Source organism: Limnobaculum parvum (genome assembly GCF_003096015.2).
Taxonomy (GTDB): Bacteria; Pseudomonadota; Gammaproteobacteria; order Enterobacterales; family Enterobacteriaceae; genus Limnobaculum; species Limnobaculum parvum.
The window spans coordinates 2204993-2227935 of the sequence record NZ_CP029185.2 but is presented as its reverse complement, the minus strand read 5'-3'; the positions used below and the strand labels follow the sequence as shown (position 1 = coordinate 2227935).

Genomic DNA, 22943 nt, shown 5'->3' with positions numbered 1-22943 from the left:
CGTGGCTTAAAGGTCTTTAATATTTTCCGCCTCTAACTCACGGAAGTATTTAACAGTTTTAATTTTCAGTTCCATAGTGGACGGTTCATCACAAACCATGATGGCTTTTGGATGTAATTGCAGAGCAGAGACCGTCCATAAATGATTAACACAGCCTTCAACGGCGGCCTGTAATGCGTGAGCTTTGTTCAGACCAGTAACCAGAATCATCACTTCTGCTGCATCCATCAGGGTACCAACACCAATGGTTAAGGCATATTTTGGCACTTTGTTTATATCGTTTTCAAAAAAACGTGAGTTAGCGATACGGGTATCTTCCGTCAGTGTTTTAATACGGGTACGAGATGACAGAGATGAAGCCGGTTCATTAAACGCGATATGACCATCGTTGCCCACACCGCCCATAAATAAATTTATCTGGCCGTATGATTTAATTTTATCTTCATAACGCTTACATTCGATCTGAACATCACTGGCATTACCGTCTAATAAGTTGATATTCCCTGACTGAATATCAACGTGATTAAAAAAGTTATTATGCATAAAAGAATAATAACTTTGTGGATGATGTTTCTCTAAGCCAATATACTCGTCCATATTAAATGTAACGACATGTTTGAAGCTGACTTCTCCGGCTTTATAGAGTTCAATCAGACGGACATAGGTACTCAGCGGTGTGCTTCCCGTTGGCAAACCGAGTACAAAAGGGCGGTCGGCGGTTGGTTTAAACGCATTAATACGATTTGCTATATGGCGGGCGGACCATAACCCAACGTCTTTTGCACTTTCTAGTGGAATAAGTCTCATGCCAAAACCTCTTGGTTACATAACACTGGCTATACTCATACGTGAAGGATAACGTGACATATTGAAATTAATGACTATAACTATAACGCACGTTAACGCAACACGCCTCTGATACTGTGTGAAGCTGATATTTTATATGATAAAATAAGTTGCGGTGCATAGCTAGTATTGTCATCCTGATATTAATCTTTTTGGTGATAATTATCACAAATTTGGAGGTTTTAATTTGCGATGCGAAATATATTTTTTACACTATGAATTAGATTGTGTGTGAGTTGTATCTTGTCTATCTACGGTGGCAGAGTTGTACGGTAGGCGCCTTATTGTTGAGTATAAAAAATAAGTCCTTTTTTAAGGACATGCAGGGGGAAACAAGGTGAATATACTTGGATTTTTTCAACGACTAGGGCGATCGCTACAGCTACCGATCGCCGTATTACCCGTAGCGGCATTAATGTTGCGCTTCGGTCAGCCGGATCTATTGAACCTAGCATTTATGGCTCAAGCCGGTGCGGCAATCTTCGACAACCTGGCGCTGATTTTTGCTATCGGTGTGGCTGCTACCTGGTCTAAAGACAATGCGGGTTCTGCAGCGCTGGCTGGTGCAGTTGGTTTCTTCATTTTAACGAAAGCAACGGTCACCATTGAAGCCAGTATTAATATGGGCGTGTTAGCCGGTATTATTTCTGGTCTGGTTGGTGGTGCTGTTTATAACCGCTGGTGTGATATCAAATTACCGGACTTCTTATCATTCTTTGGTGGTAAGCGTTTCGTTCCTATTGCAACAGGTTTCTTCTGTTTGATTCTGGCCGCTGTTTTCGGTTATGTCTGGCCTCCAATTCAGGCGGCTATCCATAACGGTGGTCAGTGGATCGTTGAACAGGGTGCATTAGGTTCAGGTATCTTCGGTTTCGTTAACCGTCTGTTGATTCCAACGGGTCTGCATCAGGTTCTGAATACCATCGCATGGTTCCAGATTGGTGAATTTACTGACGCGGCAGGTAAAGTATTCCACGGCGATATCAACCGTTTCTATAATGGTGATGGCACCGCCGGGATGTTCATGTCAGGCTTCTTCCCAATAATGATGTTTGGTTTACCCGGTGCGGCATTGGCAATGTACTTTTCTGCAAAACCTGCGCGTCGTTCAGCGGTTGGTGGTCTGTTATTGTCCGTTGCGTTAACTGCATTCCTGACGGGTGTAACGGAACCACTTGAATTTATGTTCATGTTCTTGGCTCCGCTGCTGTACTTCGTACACGCCATTTTGACCGGTATCAGCCTGTATGTTGCTACCGCTTTGGGTATCCACGCTGGCTTTACCTTCTCTGCGGGTGCAATTGACTATGCGCTAATGTTTAAACTACCGGCAGCCAGCAGCAACGTTTGGATGCTGTTAGTGATGGGCGTAGTGGCATTTGTGATCTACTTCCTGCTGTTCTCTTTCATTATCCGCACATTCAACTTGAAAACGCCGGGTCGCGAAGATGAAACTGAAGAAGAAATCACTCCGGATAATAGCAATACTAGCGAAGGTCTGGATGCCTTAGCCAGTAGCTATATCGGCGTTATCGGCGGTAGCGATAACCTGACCGGTATCGACGCATGCATTACCCGTTTACGTTTAACAGTAAAAGACTCTGGTCTTGTTGATGGTGCTGCTGCTAAACGTTTAGGTGCAGCGGGCGTTGTTAAGTTAAATAAACAAAGTATTCAGATTATCGTTGGCGCTAAAGCAGAATCCATTGCCGATAGCATGCGTAAAGTGATTGCTTCAGGTGTTGCCCCTAAGTTTCAGGCGGCTGCAATGACAGCGGCCCCTGTTCAGGCGGTAGCTAACAAACCAAAGGTTGAAGTGAAAAAAGACGCTGCTGTAAGCGCGCTGATTTCTCCAATTACCGGTGAGATCGTTGCGCTGGAAGCTGTACCTGATGAAGCATTTGCCAGCAAAGCGGTTGGTGATGGTATTGCGATTCGCCCGACGGGCAAAATCGTAGTAGCGCCAGCAAACGGTACTTTGGTTAAGATTTTTGGTACTAACCATGCATTCTGTCTGGAAACTGAAGACGGTGCTGAAGTGGTCGTTCATATCGGTATCGATACGGTTAAACTGGATGGCAAAGGTTTCACTCGCTTGGCTGAAGAAGGCGCAACAGTGAAAGCAGGCGACCCGGTACTGGAGTTGGATCTGGACTATCTGTTAGCCCACGCTGCTTCCATCATCAGTCCAGTTGTTGTCAGCAATATCGATGACTTCTCGGGTATCACTGATGTGGCAACGGGTAGTGTGGTTGCCGGACAGACTAAGCTGTTTGCTATCAAAGGATAAGATTAGATTCTTGTTTGACGGTAGTTAAATCTAAAACGGGAAGGTGAATAACCTTCCCGTTTTTTTATTTGTCTCAATTTTAATGTAAAATGGTTTGCATCAATGCGGCATATAACCTCTTTAATTCAGTGTGTTCTATTATGAGCCGGGATTCATGCAACTAACAGTTGTGTCCTGCGTGCGGTTGTTAGAAGATAACAGGTTATATGTTGTGAACGTTTTTGCATTTTTGCATAGAGGAAAAAGTAAATGAGTGAGGCTGAAGTTCGCCCAACTAATTTTATTCGTCATATTATTGATGAAGATTTAGCATCAGGTAAGCACACTACCGTGGTGACCCGTTTCCCACCTGAGCCAAATGGATATCTGCATATCGGTCACGCGAAGTCTATCTGCCTGAATTTTGGGATTGCACAGGACTACCATGGTCTGTGCAACTTGCGTTTTGATGATACCAACCCGGTTAAAGAAGATATCGAGTATGTGGAGTCAATTAAGCACGATGTTGAGTGGTTAGGTTTCCACTGGGATGGTGCGGTTCGTTACTCATCTGACTACTTCGATCAACTGCATCAATACGCTGTTGAACTTATCAGCAAGGGGCTGGCTTATGTGGATGAGCTATCTCCTGAAGAGATGCGCGAATATCGCGGTACTCTGACTCAGCCAGGAAAAAATAGTCCTCATCGAGACCGCAGCATCGAAGAAAACTTGGCTTTGTTTGAAAAAATGAAGAACGGTGAGTTTGCGGAAGGTAAGGCTTGTCTGCGTGCAAAAATCGATATGTCCTCCTCATTTATCGTCATGCGCGATCCGGTGTTATACCGTATTAAATTTGCCGACCATCATCAGACGGGGAATAAGTGGTGCATCTATCCGATGTATGATTTTACCCACTGTATTTCCGATGCGCTGGAAGGAATAACTCACTCTATTTGTACTCTGGAGTTTCAGGATAACCGTCGTTTATACGACTGGGTTTTGGATAACATCACTATTCCATGTCATCCACGCCAATACGAGTTCTCTCGTCTGAATTTAGAGTACGCGATTATGTCTAAGCGTAAGTTAAATTTACTGGTGACAGAGAAACTGGTGGAAGGTTGGGACGATCCGCGTATGCCTACTATTTCTGGCCTTCGTCGCCGTGGGTATAGCGCTTCTTCTATTCGTGAGTTTTGCCGCCGTATCGGTGTGACTAAGCAAGACAATAACGTGGAGATGGTAGCGTTAGAAACCTGTATTCGCGAAGACTTGAACGATAACGCCCCAAGAGCGATGGCGGTTATCGATCCGGTTAAAGTGGTGATTGAAAATCTTCCACAAAATCATGAAGAGATGCTGACGGTAAGTGCGCATCCAAGTAAACCAGAAATGGGAACCCGTGCCGTACCATTTAGCCGAGAAATTTATATCGATCGTGCTGATTTCCGAGAAGAGGCTAATAAACAGTATAAGCGTTTGGTGTTAGGTAAAGAGGTTCGCCTGCGCAATGCTTATGTGATTAAAGCTGAACGGGTAGAAAAAGACGAACAGGGTAATATCACGACTATTTATTGTCATTACGACAGTGAAACTCTGGGTAAAGATCCGGCTGATGGCCGCAAAGTGAAAGGCGTTATTCACTGGGTGTCTGCACCTCATGCGCTACCCGCAGAGTTCCGTTTGTATGAGTGCCTGTTTAATGTGCCAAACCCGGGTGCTGCTGAGGATTTTTTATCCACAATTAATCTGGAATCATTGAATGTGGTGCATGGTTTTGTTGAGCCAAGTTTGGCACTGGCTAAACCTGAGTTTGCTTATCAGTTTGAGCGCGAAGGTTACTTCTGTGCAGATAGCCGCCATTCATCACCGGAACATTTAGTGTTTAACCGGACCGTTGGCCTACGTGATACCTGGGCTGCACAGGCAAGCTAATTTTTAGTCTTGATTGAAAGCGGTTAATATTAACAGCCTGTCAGAGAAATCCGACAGGCTTTTTTAATCAATAATGGATGTGTTTTAACGGAGATAGTATGCAAGACGCTGAGGAGATACTTCGTCAGGACTTTTCTCAAGTGGCGATTCAAACGGTCGAAGAAGATGAAGATGAAGATGAAAGTTCACTATGGTGCTGTTCTCATTGCGCTAGCAAAAATGTAGTCCCTTTTATTAAAGATAATAGGCCGACATTTGTGATGTTTATTTTGTTAGGGTTTTCGCGCGTTAAGTATCAGTACGGAATAATGTGTAATGACTGTGGGGAGTTCACCCAAAAATAATGCCAGCAGTGATTAGCTGCTGGCATATTTGAACCTGAGACTATAGGGCTTATTTGGGATCGTGTAATGTATCGTCTTTACGGCAATCACCGGAGCTGCATTTGCCATACAGATACAAGCTATGATTAGTTAACTTGATATTGTATCTTTCTGAAATTTCACGCTGACGTTGTTCAATAAATTCATCGCTAAATTCAATTACGCGTCCACAATCTAGGCAGATTAAATGGTCGTGGTGATGTTTTTGCGTCAATTCAAAGACTGATTTACCGCCTTCAAAGCTATGGCGAGTTACGATACCTGCATCATCAAACTGGTTTAGTACGCGATATACGGTAGCCAGTCCGATTTCTTCGCCCATATCAATCAGTCTTTTATATAAATCTTCCGCGCTAACGTGATGGTTATCAGGCTCCTGAAGTATTTCCAGAATCTTAAGCCGTGGGAGCGTAACTTTCAGTCCAGCCTTCTTCAGTGCGATATTATTATCAGTCATGCAGATTTGTTCCTAAATTCGGGGCGCCATGAATCGCTAGCGAATGATTAACATTATTGTAATATACCATTATAGAGCCAGACATATAAAATGAAAACTTTAGGGAGTCAGCTCAAATTCGATAGAATCGATAGGCAAAATCATAATTCTGACGATATTCAATCATTACTCGATCTGTTATTAGCTAACGATATCCCAAACCGCCGTGGCTAAAAATTCATTTCTTAATGTCTCAATAGGTAAATTACGCCCAATAATAACTAACAGCGTCTTACGGGATTCTTCTGCAGTTCATTCAGTTCCGTAATCAAAACAACAACCCGGTGAACATCTTGCACCATCAAGCAACGAGGTTCACCTTCAATTGCCATAATATCTTCATAGCGTAACATGCCATTACCATACTTTTCGATGGTAGTTTCTATAAATGCGCCAACAAGTCTGACATCAGATTCTCCGGTTTCAAAAACATAGGCGGTAATATCATTATTCCATGAACGGGCCAAGGGCTTGACCGGTTGATTTAAAGGGCGAAAATTTATTGGAGCCTATGCATATGCTGAACATAATTATTATAGTCAGGGATGCCAACCTAACATGAACAGTATCGTTAGAGCGGCATCTAATGGGTTGTTGAATATTGGCGCACGCATTTGCTCCAGAGATTTAGCTGGCGCTAAAATTTGCCCCTTATCGCGACAGGTCTGATACGTCTTAGCCCACGTCAAGAAACCAATACGAGGTTTAACCCATTAATTTTACACACGATCACAGGTTGATGAAATTCTTATTTTAATATGTGACTTATATCCACACACATTAAATCGAGTTAATTCTATTAAATTATTGGGGAATTAAATTTGTGGTGGGACATAATAACCACCAGTACAGTTCTGGTAGTTATTATGTATTTGATAATTTAGTAATATGCTTTATTAAGTAATACAAAAGCGGGGGGCACAGAATTAAGCAAGATTCATTTCGGCAGCGATCTGTTTAACCCAGGTTGAAACGCGTTCAGCGGTCAATTCTGGTTGACGATCTTCATCGATGGCTAACCCAATAAAGTGTTTATCATCGGCTAAACCTTTAGAGGCTTCAAAATGATAACCTGCCGTTGGCCAGTTGCCGACAATGGTTGCACCATGAGGTTCGATGATATCGCGAACGGTACCCATTGCGTCACAGAAGTACTCTGAGTAGTCTTCCTGATCGCCACACCCAAAAATAGCAACCAATTTACCTTCAAAGTCGATCTCTTCCAGAGTAGGGAAGAAGTCATCCCAGTCACACTGAGCTTCGCCATAATACCAAGTTGGAATCCCCAACAGCAGCGTATCAAAACGTGCAATATCTTCTTTACTGCTTTTCGCAATGTCGTGAATTTCAGCAACGTCTTTACCAAGTTGCTTTTGAATCATTTTGGCAATGTTTTCAGTATTGCCAGTGTCGCTACCAAAGAAAATACCTACGGTTGCCATAACGAGTTACACCTTTAATAAATATTAATACGTCGTATTCAATAATATACCATTGTTGATGCGGGTTGGCATCGTTAATCTGTGCTGCTTGGCACAAGGGCCGGGTAGCAGATCACCGATTTTATGACGGTCTGGTACGCTGTTTCTTATTCTCATTTAATAGCAAGATTTCTATCAACTCACTGCGGTTGATTCCTTGTCGGTCAGCAAGCTGATCCAAAACATCAACCGCATCCTGCGACAGTTTCAACTCCACACGTTTCAACCCACGAACCCTGTCACGTCGTAGCTGATTGCGTTTGTTGATGCGCAGTTGTTGATCGCGGGATAGCATGCTGGTTTTAGGACGACCTGGACGGCGTTCATCAGCGAAAAGATCCAGCGTGGTACGATCTAATTGTTCTTTTGCCATAAAATCAGAATACGAAACCAGATAGAAATAAATTTAATCATTCAGTTTAGGTGACAGCGGTTGTTACAGCAAAAATCATACCCTGCAATGTCACGTCGCCGCGGATGATAACGCAGTAGAATCGGTCAGCCAATGGTTAACCCTGCTAATTCAGCAAATAATTAACTTTATAACCGTTCGATATCATCACACCTGCAAAAATTTACGCACAATGTGAATAACGTGTTGTGGTTTTTCTGCATGAACCCAGTGGCCGCTATTGGCCACAACGTAGGCGCGGGCGGAAGGGAACTGACGTGCGATTGCTGGGCGATAACTGTCTTGAATATAAGGGGAAAGTGCTCCACGAATAAAGATCGTCGGATGTACCCAAGCTGGGACCTCGTGCCAGCCAATGATATCTGCATAGTGCTGCTGTAACACAGGAACATTGAATCGCCATTCCCCCTGATGAAAGGATTTTAGTAAAAACTGGATGACTCCTTCATGTAAACCTTGTATCCGCATGATTTCTGCTGCATCCGCTCTTTGATTGACCCCTGATTGTGTTACTGCATTCAGCGCAGCGAAAACGTCATCATGGTGATTTTCCCGATAGGCAACAGGGGCGATATCAATAACAACTAACTGAGAAATACGCTCAGGGGCTATTTCTGTCAGCATCATGGCGACTTTTCCACCCATGGAATGACCAATCAGAATGATTTGCTGCATATTGAGTTCATCAAGTAAAGCCAACAGATCTTTAGCCATAGCTGGATAACTCATTTCATCGCAGTGGGGCGATAGCCCATGATTACGGAGATCGATTTGTAGGGTTTGATAATCCTGTTGAAGATCGCGAGCCAACACACCGAGATTATCCAGACTGCCAAACAGGCCGTGAATCAGCACAATAGTTTGGCCATTTCCCTGAAGGCGATAGTTTAATTTCATAACAATGTCACATATTGGGTTGCTTTGCGTTAGAGTATCACGAGATGAACTTGTATAATTCCCCACGAATAACTAGCAAAGAATTATAGGACAAAGATGAAAACTATCGAAGTTGATGAGGCGCTTTATCGTTACATTGCCAGCCACACGTTGCATATTGGCGAAAGCGCTTCTGAAATTTTACGCCGGATGCTTAATTTATCTCCGGCCGTGGCCGCTTCAAAACAAGACACAGTCATCCCGGTAGCGATAACTGTACAGGCCGATCGTGTTCACGATGTTCAAGAATTACTCGATTCCGGAGACCTGATTGCTCAGAAGAAGGCCGTGGATCGTTTTTTATTGATATTGTCTACATTATACCGTGTTGACAGGGCCAGTTTTGCTGAAGCGACAGAGCTATTGCATGGTCGGACGCGTGTCTATTTTTCTCATTCGCAGCAAACGTTGTTAAAAATGGCAAACATACTAAGCCAAAAGGCATACCGGATACGCCATATTGGGTGATTACTAACACTAATACTGAACGTAAGCGCAGTATGGTTGAACAGATTATGTTATCAATGCAGTTTTCGGCTGAGCTGACAGCCGATATCTGCTTAACTATTTAATTTTATTTAACTTCAGGGAGAGTGTGATGGCTAACCATTCAAGAGCAGGGCAATTAGCCCGCCAAAGCGATCTGATAAATGTTCCGCAACTGGTTTCTGAATATTATGTTTTGCAACCAGACAGTGAGAATCCTGCACACTCGGTAAAGTTTGGGACTTCTGGACATCGCGGCAGCGCTTGCCGTCAAAGCTTTAATGAAGCACATATCTTAGCGATTGCCCAAGCAATTGCGGAGAATCGGGCGGCGAATGGTGTTACCGGGCCTTGTTATGTGGGTAAAGATACTCACGGTTTGTCGGAACCCGCTTTTGTTTCAGTACTGGAGGTATTAACTGCTAACGGTATTGATGTGATCGTGCAGCAAAATAATGGTTTTACTCCAACACCGGCTATCTCTCACGCTATTCTTTGCCATAATCGCACAGGAAAAGCGCAGGCTGATGGTATTGTCATTACGCCATCGCATAACCCTCCCGAAGATGGCGGTATTAAATATAATCCACCAAATGGTGGACCAGCGGATACCAATCTTACCCAGTGGATTGAAAACCGAGCCAATCATCTGCTGAAAAATGGCTTGCAGGGCATTAAACGCCAAACGCTGGTTGCTGCGAATAGAAGTGGCCATATTCACGCTCAAGATTTGATTCAACCGTATGTTGAACAATTAGTGCATGTTGTAGATATGCCCGCCATTCAGAATGCCGGATTAGCCATTGGTGTGGACCCGCTGGGCGGTGCAGGCATCGAATATTGGCAGCGTATTGCAGATGTATACAAACTGAATCTGAAACTGGTTAATGATGCCGTAGATCCCTCTTTCCGTTTTATGCATCTTGACCATGATGGTGCGATTCGAATGGATTGCTCATCGGAGTATGCAATGGCGGGGCTGTTAGCGCTACGGGATAAGTTTGACTTAGCGTTTGCTAATGACCCTGACTACGATCGCCACGGTATTGTGACGCCTAAAGGATTAATGAATCCTAATCACTATTTGGCCGTCGCCATTAACTATCTCTATCAGCACCGCCCACAGTGGAGCAAAGAGATGGGTGTCGGTAAGACCTTGGTTTCCAGTGCGATGATTGATCGAGTGGTCGCCAGTATCGATCGTAAACTGGTTGAAGTACCGGTCGGGTTTAAGTGGTTTGTTGATGGATTATTTGACGGTACGCTGGGCTTTGGTGGAGAAGAGAGCGCTGGAGCTTCTTTCCTACGTTTTGATGGTAAACCATGGTCAACGGATAAAGATGGCATCATCATGTGTCTGTTAGCCGCAGAAATTACCGCAGTAACTGGCAAGAATCCACAGGATCATTACGAGCAATTAGCCCAACGCTTTGGTGCGCCAAGCTATAATCGTATTCAGGCACCAGCAACCCATGCTCAGAAAGCTATTCTTTCTCGCTTGTCTCCGGAAATGGTCACCGCAGATACGCTGGCGGGCGATAAGATTACTGGACGCCTGACAAAAGCGCCTGGCAATGGCGCTTCAATCGGTGGTCTAAAAATTATGACTGATAATGGCTGGTTTGCGGCTCGACCTTCAGGAACTGAAGAAGCCTACAAAATTTATTGTGAGAGCTTCTTAGGTAAAGAGCATCGAGAGAAGATTGAGCGTGAAGCGGTAGATATTGTCAGCGCGGTTTTGGCAAAAGCTGAATAATAAAAATTTAGCCTGACAGGCGGATCGAGAAAGGGCGTGGTAAATTAATTACCACGCCTTTTTATTGTCTGATAATCAAGCATTACATAGAAAATCATTATGTTAAGGGCTACCCCAGAGCAACAAGTAATGCGCCGGCAGAAATTAACCCGATTCCGACACCGGTAAATAATGTGATTTTTTCACCAAACAGGATCACCGCCAGAATCACGGCAAATACGACGCTGAGTTTATCTATCGGGGCGACCTGAGAAACGGTACCATTCTTAATCGCCATAAAATAGAACAGCCACGATAATGCACCCGCAACACCGCTGAGAACGATAAATAACAGCGCTTTGCGGTCAGCCACAATGTCGCCAATCATTTCTAATTTCCCCTGAACTACCACTACGCCGATCAGAAACAGCGCCATAACGATTGAACGAATGGCGGTTGCGGTATTGGCATCCAGATTCTGTAAACCGATTTTGCCAAAAATAGCGACCAGCGCAGCGGTGATGGCTGATAGTAGCGCGTAGATTAGCCAAGTACTCATTATTAGTCCTTCAATTTCATGCGAAATTTTTGGAAGTAGATACGTGATATTACGACTAATTTTCAATAACACACAAGCTTCTAAATAATAAAGACCATGCTGATTACCATTATCTGAATCTATTACGCAATTTTGTTAGCCGTCACTGGTGATGTTGACGTTAGCTAATTATGTTACTCATACAAGTAACTTGAATCAGGAGATCGTTATGGAAAATGAACAGAAAATTAATCATCAAATGCGGTTTATTCAGCATCATTTTTACCAGAATCTGCACCATTCTGCACTACAGGCAGCTCTGAAAGGGATGGATGACGTTAGCTCCTCCAGAGTAGTGCTACAGAAAAAGTTGATGAGCCGGATTATTAAGCTATAGCGGGGAGAGAAATGATGTCTCAAGGGTACCAATTACATTTTACCCACCAGTTTATTGATATGCTGACAGAGGCCGTCAACCAATCAACTATCAGCATTCACTGGATGCAGAAGTGTGTACTGCCTGGTATTGCACGCTACCCTTGTCAGGGGCGTCTATTTCTTAACCGTGCGGCAACCAATAGCGATAATCAACGGTTGAGGTGGCAGTTGGCGAGGCGTTTTAATTGTAATGAGCTGAGAGAGTGGAGTGAAAATGGTTGGCTGATTATCTATTTGAATAAACTACCACACGTTTATTTTTTGGCATTGATTTCATTATCTGCAACGGAAAATAATAAAATGGATGAAGTTTGGCAGGTAGCTAATTAATGTAGCTCTAACTGGTCAGTCCAGTTGAATGTGTAGCTTTTATGGCGTAATATAAATTATAGTTAATCGGTGATCCTTCACCACAGACAAATCGCCGTTACTAAATAGGGGGAGGGCAGATAATGATGTATCAGAGGTATCCACTATACCGTATTTTATTACGTCGTACTGGCGTAGTGTTGTTAACTATTATTACACTGCCGGTTATGACGTTTTACCCTGATAAGCGTCGCTGCTATAGCTATTTACATCGAGTGTGGAGTAAAACCAGCACTAAACCTGTCTGGTTGGCCTTAGCTGAAAAAGCACCTAAAGATTTTTATTAAATCGATATTATGATTTCCTCATAATAGAAATAATGCCCAGATAAAATATCAGGGTATTATTTCTATCTATTATTTAATTATTTTTACGGCTATAGGTTTTATATATTCTCTATGAAAAATAATCATTGGCATTGAAGAATTTAAATAATCAACTCTGTCTTTAAGGCTGAAATATAAAAACGCTTTGAAAATTTTTGTCGTAAAGAATAATAAACATTATCTCCCTATTTTACACAGGATTGTTCTCGCTCTTCGTTCAGTAGCGGCTTAAAGCTTTCGCCGAGGAGTACGACTATCCGCATCTGAATAATCTTTAGCGCATTAAAATCGCCTAAAAACGGATATACTTTGGAAAATCATACAGGGTTACTGTTCCCGGTAAATTCATTTGTGCTTTAAAGAGGTCATCATGCTGAACAGAGAATTAGAACGGTTGCTGAACGATGAGCTAAAAGTTAGACAGTTTCGCGATTATGCCCCGAATGGATTACAAGTCGAAGGGCGCACTCAGGTTAAACGCATCGTGACAGGCGTGACCGCTTGCCAAGCATTGTTGGATGCGGCTGTCGAACTTAAAGCAGATACCGTATTGGTTCACCATGGTTATTTTTGGAAGAACGATGAACCGGTGATTACCGGCATGATGCATAAACGACTGAAGACGTTGCTGAATCACGATATTAACCTGTTTGGCTATCATCTCCCACTGGATGGGCACCCGACACTGGGTAATAACGCATTATTAGGCGAGGTATTGGGTTTTCATCACACCAGTTCGTTAGATCCCCTGAGTCCGGATTGCTTAATCTGGCAATGCAAGTTGGATACTCCACTGAGCGGCAGTGCGTTGGCTGAACGGATTGCCCATCGTTTAGGCCGTGTCCCCCTTCACTGTGGCGATAATGCGCCGGCTGAAATTCGTCGCGTAGCTTGGTGCTCGGGCGGCGCTCAGGACTATATTAAACAAGCAGCAGAACACGGATTTGATGCGTTTATTACCGGTGAGGTTTCTGAACGCACCATTCATATTGCCAGAGAGATGGGAATTCACTTCTATGCTGCGGGTCATCACGCTACCGAACGTTATGGCATTAAAGCGCTTGGTGAGTGGTTAGCTGAACGCCATCAGTTTGATGTGACCTTTATTGATATTGATAATCCAGTTTAATCAATATTAATCGTGACTTAAGGATGCTCTGTGGTATGAATACAGGGCATTTTTGTTTTTAGGAGTTGATATGCCGGAAGGACCTGAAATTCGTCGGGCTGCAGACCAGTTAGTGGGTGCGGTTGAAGGCAAAATACTGACTTCCGCTTGGTTTGCTTTTCCTGAGTTAAAAGTATTTGAAACGCAGTTGGTTGGACAAACGGTGGCTTCAATTGAGACCAGAGGCAAAGCGCTATTAACCCATTTTTCTTCTGGCCTGTGTATGTACAGCCATAATCAACTGTATGGCATATGGAAAGTCGCGGAACCGGGCAAACGGCCTGAAACTAAACGTGACTTACGGGTAGCGTTGGAAACTGTGGATAAAGCTATTTTGCTCTACAGCGCTTCAGATATTGAGCTGGCGCCACTTGAGATTATTCTTCAGCATCCATTTTTACAACGTATTGGCCCTGACGTCTTGGATATGACGCTAACTGAAGCGGATATCCGTGTTCGCCTGTTGGACAAAGCATTCCGTCGCAAACAGCTGGGTGGCATGTTGCTAGATCAGGCCTTTCTCGCCGGGTTAGGCAATTATTTGCGTGCAGAAATTTTGTGGGCAGCGGAACTACTTCCACACCATAAACCGGAATTACTGTCAGAGGTGCAACTGGATAAGCTGGCGCATGCCTTAATTTCCATTCCGCGACTTTCATATCAGACGCGGGGAGAGGTGAATCCTGGTCATCATCACGGAGCGCTGTTTGAATTTCATGTGTTTGCCAGAGAAGGGAAGACGTGTGAGAGATGCGGGGCGGTGATTCAGAAGACTGCGCTGTCGTCGAGGCCGTTTTATTATTGTGGTGGGTGTCAGGAGTGATAGGGAAGCTTGTGGTTGTACTTAAAGGCGACTTTGGTGCAACCAGCGTAATGAGGGTGAAACCGAATAGATATTTTTAGCGTATCGAGAAAGTTTCGTCCGCTAATGATGCCGAGTCTGGCTCAACTATTGTGCGGCGGCCGAGCAGAGAGCATTAGGGCGAATGCCCTCTGCACTCCCGCGCCTTCGCACACGAATCCAGATCGCCTGTGTAGTGGTCTAATAAACTCGGACACCAATTAAGGTGGTAAACTCAAACCATCAAGAGAGGTGAATAATGATAAAAGAACGTCGACATTTTACCCCAGAGTTTAAACGTGAAGCAGCTGCACTGGTTGTTGAGCATGGCTATAGCACGACTGAAGCTTGCAGAGCAATGGGGGTTGGTGAAACAGCGATGCGTCGCTGGGTAAGACAACTGAAATATGAGCAGCAAGGTGTCACTCCAACTACCCAAGCCTTAACCGCGGAGCAACAACGTATTCAGGCTCTGGAGAAACGAATAAAACACCTTGAATTAGAAAAGGAAATTTTAAAAAAGGCTACCGCTCTCTTAATGTCGGACGAATTCAAAAATATGAGCTGACAGCCCAATTAAGTGAGCGTTACTCAACCCGGCTGCTCTGCTCATTATTTGATATCTCCAAATCGACTTTCTATGACACCCAATCCAGAACGGTGAATAAGGAGCGGGGGCGGCTTCGTCAGCATGTTGTCAGTCTTTTTAAACAGAGTCGGGGCTCAGCCGGTAGTCGAACTATTGTTGGCATGCTGCGTCAGGAAAAGATAGTGATTGGTCGCTTTAAAGTGAGACGACTGATGGCAGAAGCGCAGTTACAAAGTAAACAGCCGGGTTCACATCGCTATAAGCCTGTGACAATAGAACGTCCGGAGATAAGTAATATACTGGGTCGTGATTTTATCCCGTCCAGACCTAATCAGGTATGGACGAGCGACATTACTTATATCTGGTCTGGGTGCTGGATTTACCTTGCAGTGGTACTTGATTTATATGCCCGAAAGGTTATTGGTTATGCTTTATCAGATAAAGCGGATGCAGGGTTAGCGATTAAAGCTCTGGATATGGCCTGGCAACATCGTGGCAAACCTAAAGGAGTGATGCTCCACTCAGATCAGGGTTGCCAGTACACAGCACGGGCCTTCAGACAAAGGTTGTGGCGTTATCAGATAACGCAAAGTATGAGTCGTCGGGGTAACTGTTGGGATAATGCGCCGACAGAACGCTTGTTCAGAAGTTTAAAAACAGAATGGGTTCCGGAAACGGGTTATCACAATCTGATGCAAGCGAAATCAGATATAAGCCGTTACTTGTTAGAATATTATAATCAAAGGCGACCACATGCTTTTAATGGTGGATTACCGCCAATGATTGCAGAACAACTTAAGTTGGAGTCCGGGAATACTTGACCACTACACTGACGGCGACTTCCCTCCGCCTTCAATCGGGCTTACGCATCGGCGCAGAGCCGCTCCCTACGTCGCTGCGCCTCGCCGAACATTCATGTTCGGCGTGCTACCCTAATTCAGTTGTCGGCTGAATTCCAGTGCTCTTAAAGGTCAAAAGAAACAGGTCAAAAGATTAAGGTCAAAAGATTAAGGTCAAAAGATTGTTTAGTATTCAGGGCGTTGTCCTGAGTCTTTTTTGTCTTTGTCTTTGTCTTTGTCTTTGTCTTTAGATCTTTTAATTGAAACTAATCGGAGGGAGAGGCCGCCGTTGGGGTCGTAGCAGCTTTAGCTGCCGGAGCGCCCCTAGGCGGACTTGGCCCGACGCGCTCTGTAGCTGAGTACAGATTGTTTACCGACCGTTGTCGGTGCCGATATAAGCACAGTGTTTTTACGGTCGGAATATACGTAGGTGCTGATTTATTAAGTTTGTAACAGCCTGTAGACGGCCTAAGCCCGATGCACGTTGAGCCTGAGTACAGATGGTCTTCCGGCCGAGCACGAAGGAGATAAGAGCATATTGCTGTTACGGCCGGAATATTCTCAGAACCCGAGTGTGCAAACGTGCCCACTAATCCTGAGCCAGTGGTCTTTCGATCAAAACAGCGTAACCCCAAACAAAAACCCCAAGGATTTACCTCGGGGTTTTCAATCCAACTAATAAGATTTAAAAAAACGTTACGATTTATCCTGACGCTTAGGAATCTGAGAATGAAACTCTCTCTCAGTGTAACCGTTATACAACTGGCGCGGACGGGCAATACGGATGCCGTCGGTGTACATTTCGTTCCAGTGGGCAATCCAACCGATGGTACGGGCAATAGCAAAGATCACCGTAAACATACTGGTTGGGATACCGATGGCTTTCAGGATAATACCGGAGTAGAAATCTACGTTCGGATAAAGTTTCTTCTCAATAAAGTACGGGTCGTTCAGAGCAATGTGTTCCAGCTCCATGGCGATATCTAATAGTTCATCGCTGAGGTTCAGCTCTTTTAGTACTTCATGGCAGCTTTCACGCATGACAGTAGCGCGCGGGTCGTGGTTTTTATATACACGGTGACCGAAGCCCATTAGGCGGAACGGATCGTCTTTATTCTTCGCTTTCTCAATGAATTCAGGAATACGGTCCACGCTGCCGATTTCTTCTAACATTTTCAAACAGGCTTCATTAGCGCCGCCGTGAGCGGGTCCCCACAGAGAAGCAATACCCGCAGCAATGCAGGCAAACGGGTTAGCGCCGGATGAACCTGCCGTTCTCACCGTTGACGTTGACGCATTTTGCTCGTGGTCCGCATGCAGAATCAGGATACGGTCCATCGCGCGTTCAATAACGGGATTCACCACATAATCTTCGCATGGCGTAGCAAACATCATATGCAGGAAGTTACCCGCATAAGAGAGATCGTTACGTGGATAAATAAATGGTTGACCAACGGAGTACTTGTAACACATCGCTGCGACGGTTGGCATTTTGGATAGCAGACGAAACGCCGTGATTTCACGGTGACGCTCATTGTGTACGTCCAGCGAGTCATGATAGAACGCTGCCAGTGCACCGGTTACCCCACAAAGTACCGCCATTGGATGTGAGTCACGGCGGAAACCCTGAAACAGCCGGGTGATTTGCTCGTGAATCATCGTGTGTCGGGTAACAATCTCTTTAAAGGTGGCAAACTGTTCTGGTGTTGGTGTTTCACCATACATCAGGATGTAGCAAACCTCTAAATAGGTGGAATTTTTTGCCAACTGGGCAATAGGATAACCGCGGTGTAACAGAACGCCTTCATTACCATCAATAAAGGTGATTTGTGATTCACAGGATGCGGTGGATAGGTAACCTGGATCATAGGTAAACAGTCCTTTTGAACCCAATGTTCTTACGTCTAAAACGTCTTCGCCCAGGGTACCTGATAATATGGGTAGCTCAATACTTCTGCCATCATCAAAGACTAACGTTGCTTTTTTTTCTACAGCCATGATTGTCTCCATAATTAATTCAGGTTAAGGGAGTATGGCAATTTATTAGCGGTAAAACCGTGATTGCCTTTCCTATAAACAACTTGCTAATACAGTTGCATAAATTTAGACCATCGTGAAGATTAATTTTACTTTTTTTTTACATTTTGCCGCGTAGTTAGCATTTATTTAACATATCGAATGATGGTATTCACATAAACTTATTGTTTTTAATGGTTTTTTTATGATTGTGATCGTTGTCACTATTTAGGTAAATTGTTATCAATCTGTTTTTATTTGAATTGTATTTGTAAAATGAGGCTTCTATACTCATGGACACTTCCTAGACGGGGTGTGCAACCTTTAGTCAGAGAAAGTGGGTTGTACCTCGTTAGTTGGATATCTGGCAAAGAGTCACTTTTTGGACATAACAATTGATATCACAAGGGATTATGTTCAGAGGGATTATCTGTTTTAATAGGGGGCGCTGTTGTAATGGGGGGACCCAATTTCGTTGCAATACGTGCTAATAGTAAGCAGCAACAATCGGTTTACCAGTGCTGGATAAAAGCGGATCGAACAACTCTCTTTTAACAGTTCATTAAAATAAGCTTATAAGCTTTTAGTAACAACGCGTTAGATAAGAGAGTAGCGGGTTCATGTCGCAACACATACTGAAGCATGAAGCTTAAGAGGTCATAATGCAGAACGGCGCAATAAAGACTTGGTTAGACTCATCCTACCTTGCTGGTGCAAACCAGACTTACATAGAGCAGCTCTACGAAGATTATCTGACGGATCCTGATTCTATTGATGAGAGTTGGAGAAAAATTTTCGATAAACTGCCTACTGATGTATTAAGTCCGGATCAATTCCATTCAACCACCCGTGATTATTTCCGCCGACTAGCGAAAGATGCGAAACGCTATACTTCTCACGTTAGCGATCCAGAGAACGACGCTAAGCAAGTTAAAGTATTACAGCTTATCAACGCATTCCGCTTTCGCGGTCATCAGAATGCCAATCTAGACCCCATTAAATTACGTTACAAAGAGCCGGTGCTCGAGCTTGACCCTGCCTACCATAATTTAACCGAAGAAGACATGCAGGAAACCTTTAACGTTGGCTCGTTTGCCATCGGTAAAGAGACCATGAAGCTCAGCGACCTTTATCAGGCTCTGAAACAAACCTATTGTGATTCTATCGGTGCGGAATACATGCACATTACCAATACAGAGGAAAAACGCTGGATCCAACAGCGTCTTGAATCGGTAGTGGGTCGCGGTACTTATAGCAAAGAAGAAAAAAAATGCTTCCTGCAGGAACTAACGGCGGCAGAAGGATTGGAGCGTTATCTGGGGGCTAAATACCCCGGTGCCAAGCGTTTCTCGCTGGAAGGTGGCGATGCGCTGATTCCAATGCTGAAAGAGATGGTGCGTCATGCGGCCAGAAATGATGCCAAAGAAGTGGTACTGGGCATGGCTCACCGCGGTCGTCTTAACGTACTGATCAACCTGCTGGGTAAACGCCCGGGCGATCTGTTTGATGAATTTGCGGGTATCCATAAAGAGCATCTTGGCACCGGTGATGTTAAATATCATCAGGGTTTCTCATCTGATTTTGAAACCGAAGGTAACCGCGTTCACCTGACGCTGGCGTTTAACCCATCGCATCTGGAAATTGTTAGCCCGGTGGTTATCGGCTCTGTTCGCGCTCGTCGCGATCGATTGAATGTCACAGGCAGCAGTAATCAGGTTCTACCTATTACTATCCACGGTGATGCAGCGGTGATTGGGCAGGGCATTGTGCAGGAAACGCTAAATATGTCTCAGGTTCGCGCCTATGAAGTCGGTGGAACCGTACGTATCGTGATTAATAACCAAATCGGTTTTACTACCTCATTCCCTCAAGATGTCCGTTCAACCGAATACTGTACTGATATCGCCAAGATGATTCAGGCACCGATTTTCCATGTTAACGCTGACGATCCCGAGGCGGTAGCGTTTGTGACGCGTTTGGCTTTGGATTATCGCAATACCTTTAAGCGCGATGTGATGATCGATCTGCTGTGTTATCGCCGTCATGGTCATAATGAAGCGGATGAACCAAGTGCAACCCAGCCAATGATGTATACCAAAATCAGAAAGCAGCCTACACCACGTAAGGTGTATGCCGATCGACTGATTGAGAATAATGTGGTTACCGCTGAAGAAGTCACCGAGATGGTGAACCTCTATCGTGATGCGCTGGATCACGGTGAGTGCGTGGTTGATGAGTGGCGTCCACTGAGCACCCATTCTATGACTTGGGTGCCTTACCTGAATCACGAATGGGATGAAGAGTATGCCAATACCGTTGAGGTGAAACGTTTGCAGGATCTGGCTCGTCGTATCAGTCAGGTTCCTGAAAGTGTTGAACTACATCCGCGAGTTGCCAAGATTTATGAAGACCGTGCTTTGATGGCAGAAGGTGAAAAACCATTTGACTGGGGGGCGGCAGAAAATTTGGCTTATGCCACGTTGGTTGATGAGAGCACTCCGGTGCGTATTTCCGGCGAAGACTCAGGTCGAGGCACCTTCTTCCATCGTCATGCGGTGGTGCATAACCAAAAAGATGGTTCTTACTATATTCCTTTGGCCAATATCCATAATGGACAGAGTGAATTTCAGGTGTGGGACTCGGTACTGAGTGAAGCCGGCGTTCTGGCATTCGAATATGGCTATGCCAGTGCAGATCCTCGCACACTGACCATCTGGGAAGCGCAGTTTGGTGACTTTGCCAACGGAGCCCAAGTGGTTATCGACCAGTTCATCAGTTCCGGCGAGCAGAAATGGGGCCGTATGTGTGGTCTGGTGATGCTGCTGCCGCACGGTTATGAAGGTCAGGGGCCTGAGCACTCTTCAGCGCGTCTGGAACGTTATCTGCAACTCTGTGCTGAGCAGAATATTCAGGTTTGTGTACCCTCCACTCCGGCTCAGGTTTATCACATGTTGCGCCGTCAGGCACTGCGCGCTATGCGCCGTCCGCTGGTGGTGATGTCACCCAAGTCGCTGTTGCGTCATCCATTGGCGATCTCTTCGCTGGATGAATTGGCAAATGGTTCGTTCCAACCAGCCATTGGTGAAATCGATAATCTGAATCCGAAGCAGGTAAAGCGTGTGGTCATGTGCTCCGGTAAGGTTTATTACGACCTGCTGGAGCAGCGCCGGACGAGTGGAAAAAGCGATGTGGCGATTATTCGTATCGAACAGCTATATCCATTCCCTCATCAAGCCATGCAAAATGCTTTACAGGATTACGCCCACGTCAAAGATTTTATCTGGTGTCAGGAAGAGCCTTTAAATCAGGGAGCCTGGTACTGTAGTCAGCATAATATTCGTGACGTGATCCCTGAAGGTGCAACGCTGAAGTATGCCGGACGCCCTGCATCCGCCTCTCCAGCCGTAGGTTATATGTCTGTGCATCAAGAACAGCAAAAGAAACTGGTTGACGACGCGCTTAACGTAAAATGAATAAGGATAAATAATGAGTAACATAGACATTCTCGTTCCAGATCTTCCTGAATCCGTTGCTGATGCCACTGTTGCGACATGGCACAAAAAACCAGGCGACAGCGTTGAGCGTGATGAAATACTGGTTGAGATTGAAACAGACAAAGTTGTGCTGGAAGTTCCTGCTCTGGAGTCTGGTGTGCTGGATGACATCATAGAAGAAGAAGGGGCAACGGTAACTTCTCGTCAAATGCTGGGGCGTTTACGCCCGGGTGATATCACCGGTCAACAAGTTACCGATACGTCTCAGGCGACCGAAGCGACGCCTGCTCAGCGCCAGACAGCCAGTTTGGAAGAAGGCAGCAATGATGCCCTGAGCCCAGCTGTTCGCCGTCTGATTGCTGAACATGGTTTGGATGTGAACGTCATTAAAGGTTCTGGTGTGGGTGGTCGTATTAGCCGTGAAGATGTCACTCAGCATATTGCCCAACAGAAAGTGGGTGTGGTGAAACCAGTAGCCAGTCCCGAAGCTAAAAAAGCAGACAGCAGCACCTTATCGCACCGCAGTGAAAAACGTGTGCCGATGACGCGTTTACGTAAGCGTATCGCGGAACGCTTGCTGGAAGCGAAAAACAGTACTGCTATGTTAACCACGTTCAATGAAGTGAACATGAAACCCATCATGGATCTGCGTAAGCAGTATGGTGATGATTTTGAAAAGCGTCATGGAGTGCGTTTAGGTTTTATGTCTTTCTATCTGAAAGCCGTGGTCGAGGCGTTGAAGCGTTTCCCCGAAGTTAACGCCTCTATTGACGGTGAAGATGTGGTGTATCACAACTACTTTGACGTCAGTATTGCGGTATCGACCCCTCGAGGTCTGGTGACTCCGGTGCTGCGTGACGTTGACTCCCTTAGCATGTCGGATATTGAGAAAAGTATTAAGGATCTCGCGGTTAAAGGCCGTGATGGTAAGTTGACTGTAGAGGACTTAACCGGAGGTAATTTCACCATTACTAACGGTGGGGTTTTCGGGTCATTAATGTCTACACCAATTATTAACCCGCCTCAGAGTGCTATTTTAGGTATGCACGCTATCAAAGATCGCCCAATGGCGGTTAATGGTCAGGTTGTGATTTTACCAATGATGTATTTAGCGCTCTCTTATGACCACCGTCTGATTGATGGTCGTGAGTCGGTGAGTTTCCTGGTGGCAATCAAAGATATGCTGGAAGATCCTACTCGTCTGCTGTTAGACGTTTAGATCTTGTCCCGGTTTAAGCGTTAGTCGATATATATGTAGCCACGGGATCGGTGGCTACATAGCTACATTAAGTTAAGGACGATAGGTACCTATTCTCTGAAGTGTAATGAGAGTACATATCAGA

At 44.9% G+C, this 22943-nt stretch carries 20 protein-coding genes and 1 pseudogene; 13 read left to right on the top strand and 8 right to left on the bottom strand.

Translation table 11 applies throughout. The features are described 5' to 3' along the window. Positions 1 to 6 precede the first annotated feature (6 nt). On the bottom strand, positions 7 to 807 hold the full coding sequence (gene nagB, locus HYN51_RS09265; RefSeq protein ID WP_108899775.1) for a glucosamine-6-phosphate deaminase: 801 nt from the start codon (positions 805 to 807) through the stop codon (positions 7 to 9). Between the two features lie 376 nt (positions 808 to 1183). Between nagB and nagE the strand changes: the two genes are divergently transcribed. The 3 genes from nagE (at position 1184) to HYN51_RS09250 (ending at position 5397) form a co-directional block, all read left to right on the top strand. After that, entirely contained in the window at positions 1184 to 3136 is a 1953-nt protein-coding gene (nagE, locus tag HYN51_RS09260; protein ID WP_108899774.1) for a PTS N-acetyl glucosamine transporter subunit IIABC, read from the top strand. Between the two features lie 249 nt (positions 3137 to 3385). Further along, the gene (gene glnS, locus HYN51_RS09255; RefSeq protein ID WP_108899773.1) at positions 3386 to 5053 is read left to right on the top strand and encodes a glutamine--tRNA ligase; all 1668 of its coding nucleotides are present in this window, start codon (positions 3386 to 3388) and stop codon (positions 5051 to 5053) included. A gap of 98 nt (positions 5054 to 5151) precedes the next feature. Next, the gene (locus HYN51_RS09250) at positions 5152 to 5397 is read left to right on the top strand and encodes a hypothetical protein (RefSeq protein ID WP_108899772.1); all 246 of its coding nucleotides are present in this window, start codon (positions 5152 to 5154) and stop codon (positions 5395 to 5397) included. Between the two features lie 49 nt (positions 5398 to 5446). On the opposite strand, the gene fur is transcribed toward HYN51_RS09250, so the two are convergent. The 5 genes from fur to HYN51_RS09225 all read right to left on the bottom strand — a co-directional run bounded on the left by fur (position 5447) and on the right by HYN51_RS09225 (position 8722). After that, positions 5447 to 5893 carry a ferric iron uptake transcriptional regulator gene (gene fur, locus HYN51_RS09245; RefSeq protein WP_108899771.1) on the bottom strand — a complete coding sequence of 149 codons (447 nt, stop codon included), beginning with the start codon at positions 5891 to 5893 and terminating at the stop codon, positions 5447 to 5449. Between the two features lie 260 nt (positions 5894 to 6153). Next, complete coding sequence (locus tag HYN51_RS09240) at positions 6154 to 6399, bottom strand: hypothetical protein (RefSeq protein ID WP_108899770.1); 246 nt, start codon at positions 6397 to 6399, stop codon at positions 6154 to 6156. Between the two features lie 459 nt (positions 6400 to 6858). Then, on the bottom strand, positions 6859 to 7374 hold the full coding sequence (gene fldA / locus HYN51_RS09235; protein ID WP_108899769.1) for a flavodoxin FldA: 516 nt from the start codon (positions 7372 to 7374) through the stop codon (positions 6859 to 6861). 121 nt (positions 7375 to 7495) lie between these two features. Continuing rightward, complete coding sequence (ybfE, locus tag HYN51_RS09230) at positions 7496 to 7786, bottom strand: LexA regulated protein (protein WP_108899768.1); 291 nt, start codon at positions 7784 to 7786, stop codon at positions 7496 to 7498. Positions 7787 to 7972: 186 nt separating this feature from the next. Next, entirely contained in the window at positions 7973 to 8722 is a 750-nt protein-coding gene (locus tag HYN51_RS09225; RefSeq protein WP_108899767.1) for an alpha/beta fold hydrolase, read from the bottom strand. Positions 8723 to 8818: 96 nt separating this feature from the next. Between HYN51_RS09225 and seqA the strand changes: the two are divergent. Then, a pseudogene (gene seqA, locus HYN51_RS09220) lies at positions 8819 to 9333 on the top strand (replication initiation negative regulator SeqA). Positions 9334 to 9359: 26 nt separating this feature from the next. Then, positions 9360 to 11003, top strand: a complete 1644-nt coding sequence (gene pgm / locus HYN51_RS09215; RefSeq protein ID WP_108899766.1) for a phosphoglucomutase (alpha-D-glucose-1,6-bisphosphate-dependent) — start codon at positions 9360 to 9362, stop codon at positions 11001 to 11003. Positions 11004 to 11112: 109 nt separating this feature from the next. Here pgm and HYN51_RS09210 read toward each other — a convergent pair whose 3' ends face one another. Continuing rightward, positions 11113 to 11541, bottom strand: a complete 429-nt coding sequence (locus tag HYN51_RS09210; RefSeq protein ID WP_108899765.1) for an EamA family transporter — start codon at positions 11539 to 11541, stop codon at positions 11113 to 11115. A 208-nt stretch (positions 11542 to 11749) separates the two neighbouring features. Here HYN51_RS09210 and HYN51_RS16340 point away from each other — a divergent pair, with 208 nt between their 5' ends. The 6 genes from HYN51_RS16340 (at position 11750) to HYN51_RS09185 (ending at position 16072) form a co-directional block, all read left to right on the top strand. After that, entirely contained in the window at positions 11750 to 11917 is a 168-nt protein-coding gene (locus HYN51_RS16340; protein ID WP_157953012.1) for a hypothetical protein, read from the top strand. 11 nt (positions 11918 to 11928) lie between these two features. After that, on the top strand, positions 11929 to 12288 hold the full coding sequence (locus HYN51_RS09205) for a hypothetical protein (protein ID WP_108899764.1): 360 nt from the start codon (positions 11929 to 11931) through the stop codon (positions 12286 to 12288). A 122-nt stretch (positions 12289 to 12410) separates the two neighbouring features. Further along, positions 12411 to 12614, top strand: coding sequence for a DUF2517 family protein (locus HYN51_RS09200; RefSeq protein WP_407936320.1), 204 nt, complete (start codon positions 12411 to 12413; stop codon positions 12612 to 12614). A gap of 409 nt (positions 12615 to 13023) precedes the next feature. Further along, positions 13024 to 13782, top strand: coding sequence for a Nif3-like dinuclear metal center hexameric protein (locus HYN51_RS09195; protein ID WP_108899762.1), 759 nt, complete (start codon positions 13024 to 13026; stop codon positions 13780 to 13782). A gap of 70 nt (positions 13783 to 13852) precedes the next feature. Then, the gene (gene nei / locus HYN51_RS09190; RefSeq protein ID WP_108899761.1) at positions 13853 to 14644 is read left to right on the top strand and encodes an endonuclease VIII; all 792 of its coding nucleotides are present in this window, start codon (positions 13853 to 13855) and stop codon (positions 14642 to 14644) included. A 277-nt stretch (positions 14645 to 14921) separates the two neighbouring features. Continuing rightward, a protein-coding gene (locus HYN51_RS09185; RefSeq protein ID WP_108899760.1) for an IS3 family transposase occupies positions 14922 to 16072 on the top strand; the annotation gives its coding sequence in 2 pieces (ribosomal slippage) (positions 14922 to 15177 and positions 15177 to 16072; 1152 coding nt in all). Between the two features lie 714 nt (positions 16073 to 16786). On the opposite strand, the gene HYN51_RS09180 is transcribed toward HYN51_RS09185, so the two are convergent. Then, complete coding sequence (locus HYN51_RS09180) at positions 16787 to 18088, bottom strand: citrate synthase (RefSeq protein WP_108899759.1); 1302 nt, start codon at positions 18086 to 18088, stop codon at positions 16787 to 16789. Positions 18089 to 18768: 680 nt separating this feature from the next. Between HYN51_RS09180 and sucA the strand changes: the two genes are divergently transcribed. Together sucA and odhB are read left to right on the top strand one after the other, a co-directional pair. Continuing rightward, positions 18769 to 21579 (top strand): 2-oxoglutarate dehydrogenase E1 component, encoded by a 2811-nt coding sequence (sucA, locus tag HYN51_RS09175; protein WP_108899758.1) that lies wholly within the window; start codon positions 18769 to 18771, stop codon positions 21577 to 21579. Between the two features lie 13 nt (positions 21580 to 21592). Beyond that, on the top strand, positions 21593 to 22819 hold the full coding sequence (odhB, locus tag HYN51_RS09170) for a 2-oxoglutarate dehydrogenase complex dihydrolipoyllysine-residue succinyltransferase (protein WP_108899757.1): 1227 nt from the start codon (positions 21593 to 21595) through the stop codon (positions 22817 to 22819). Positions 22820 to 22943 lie beyond the last annotated feature (124 nt).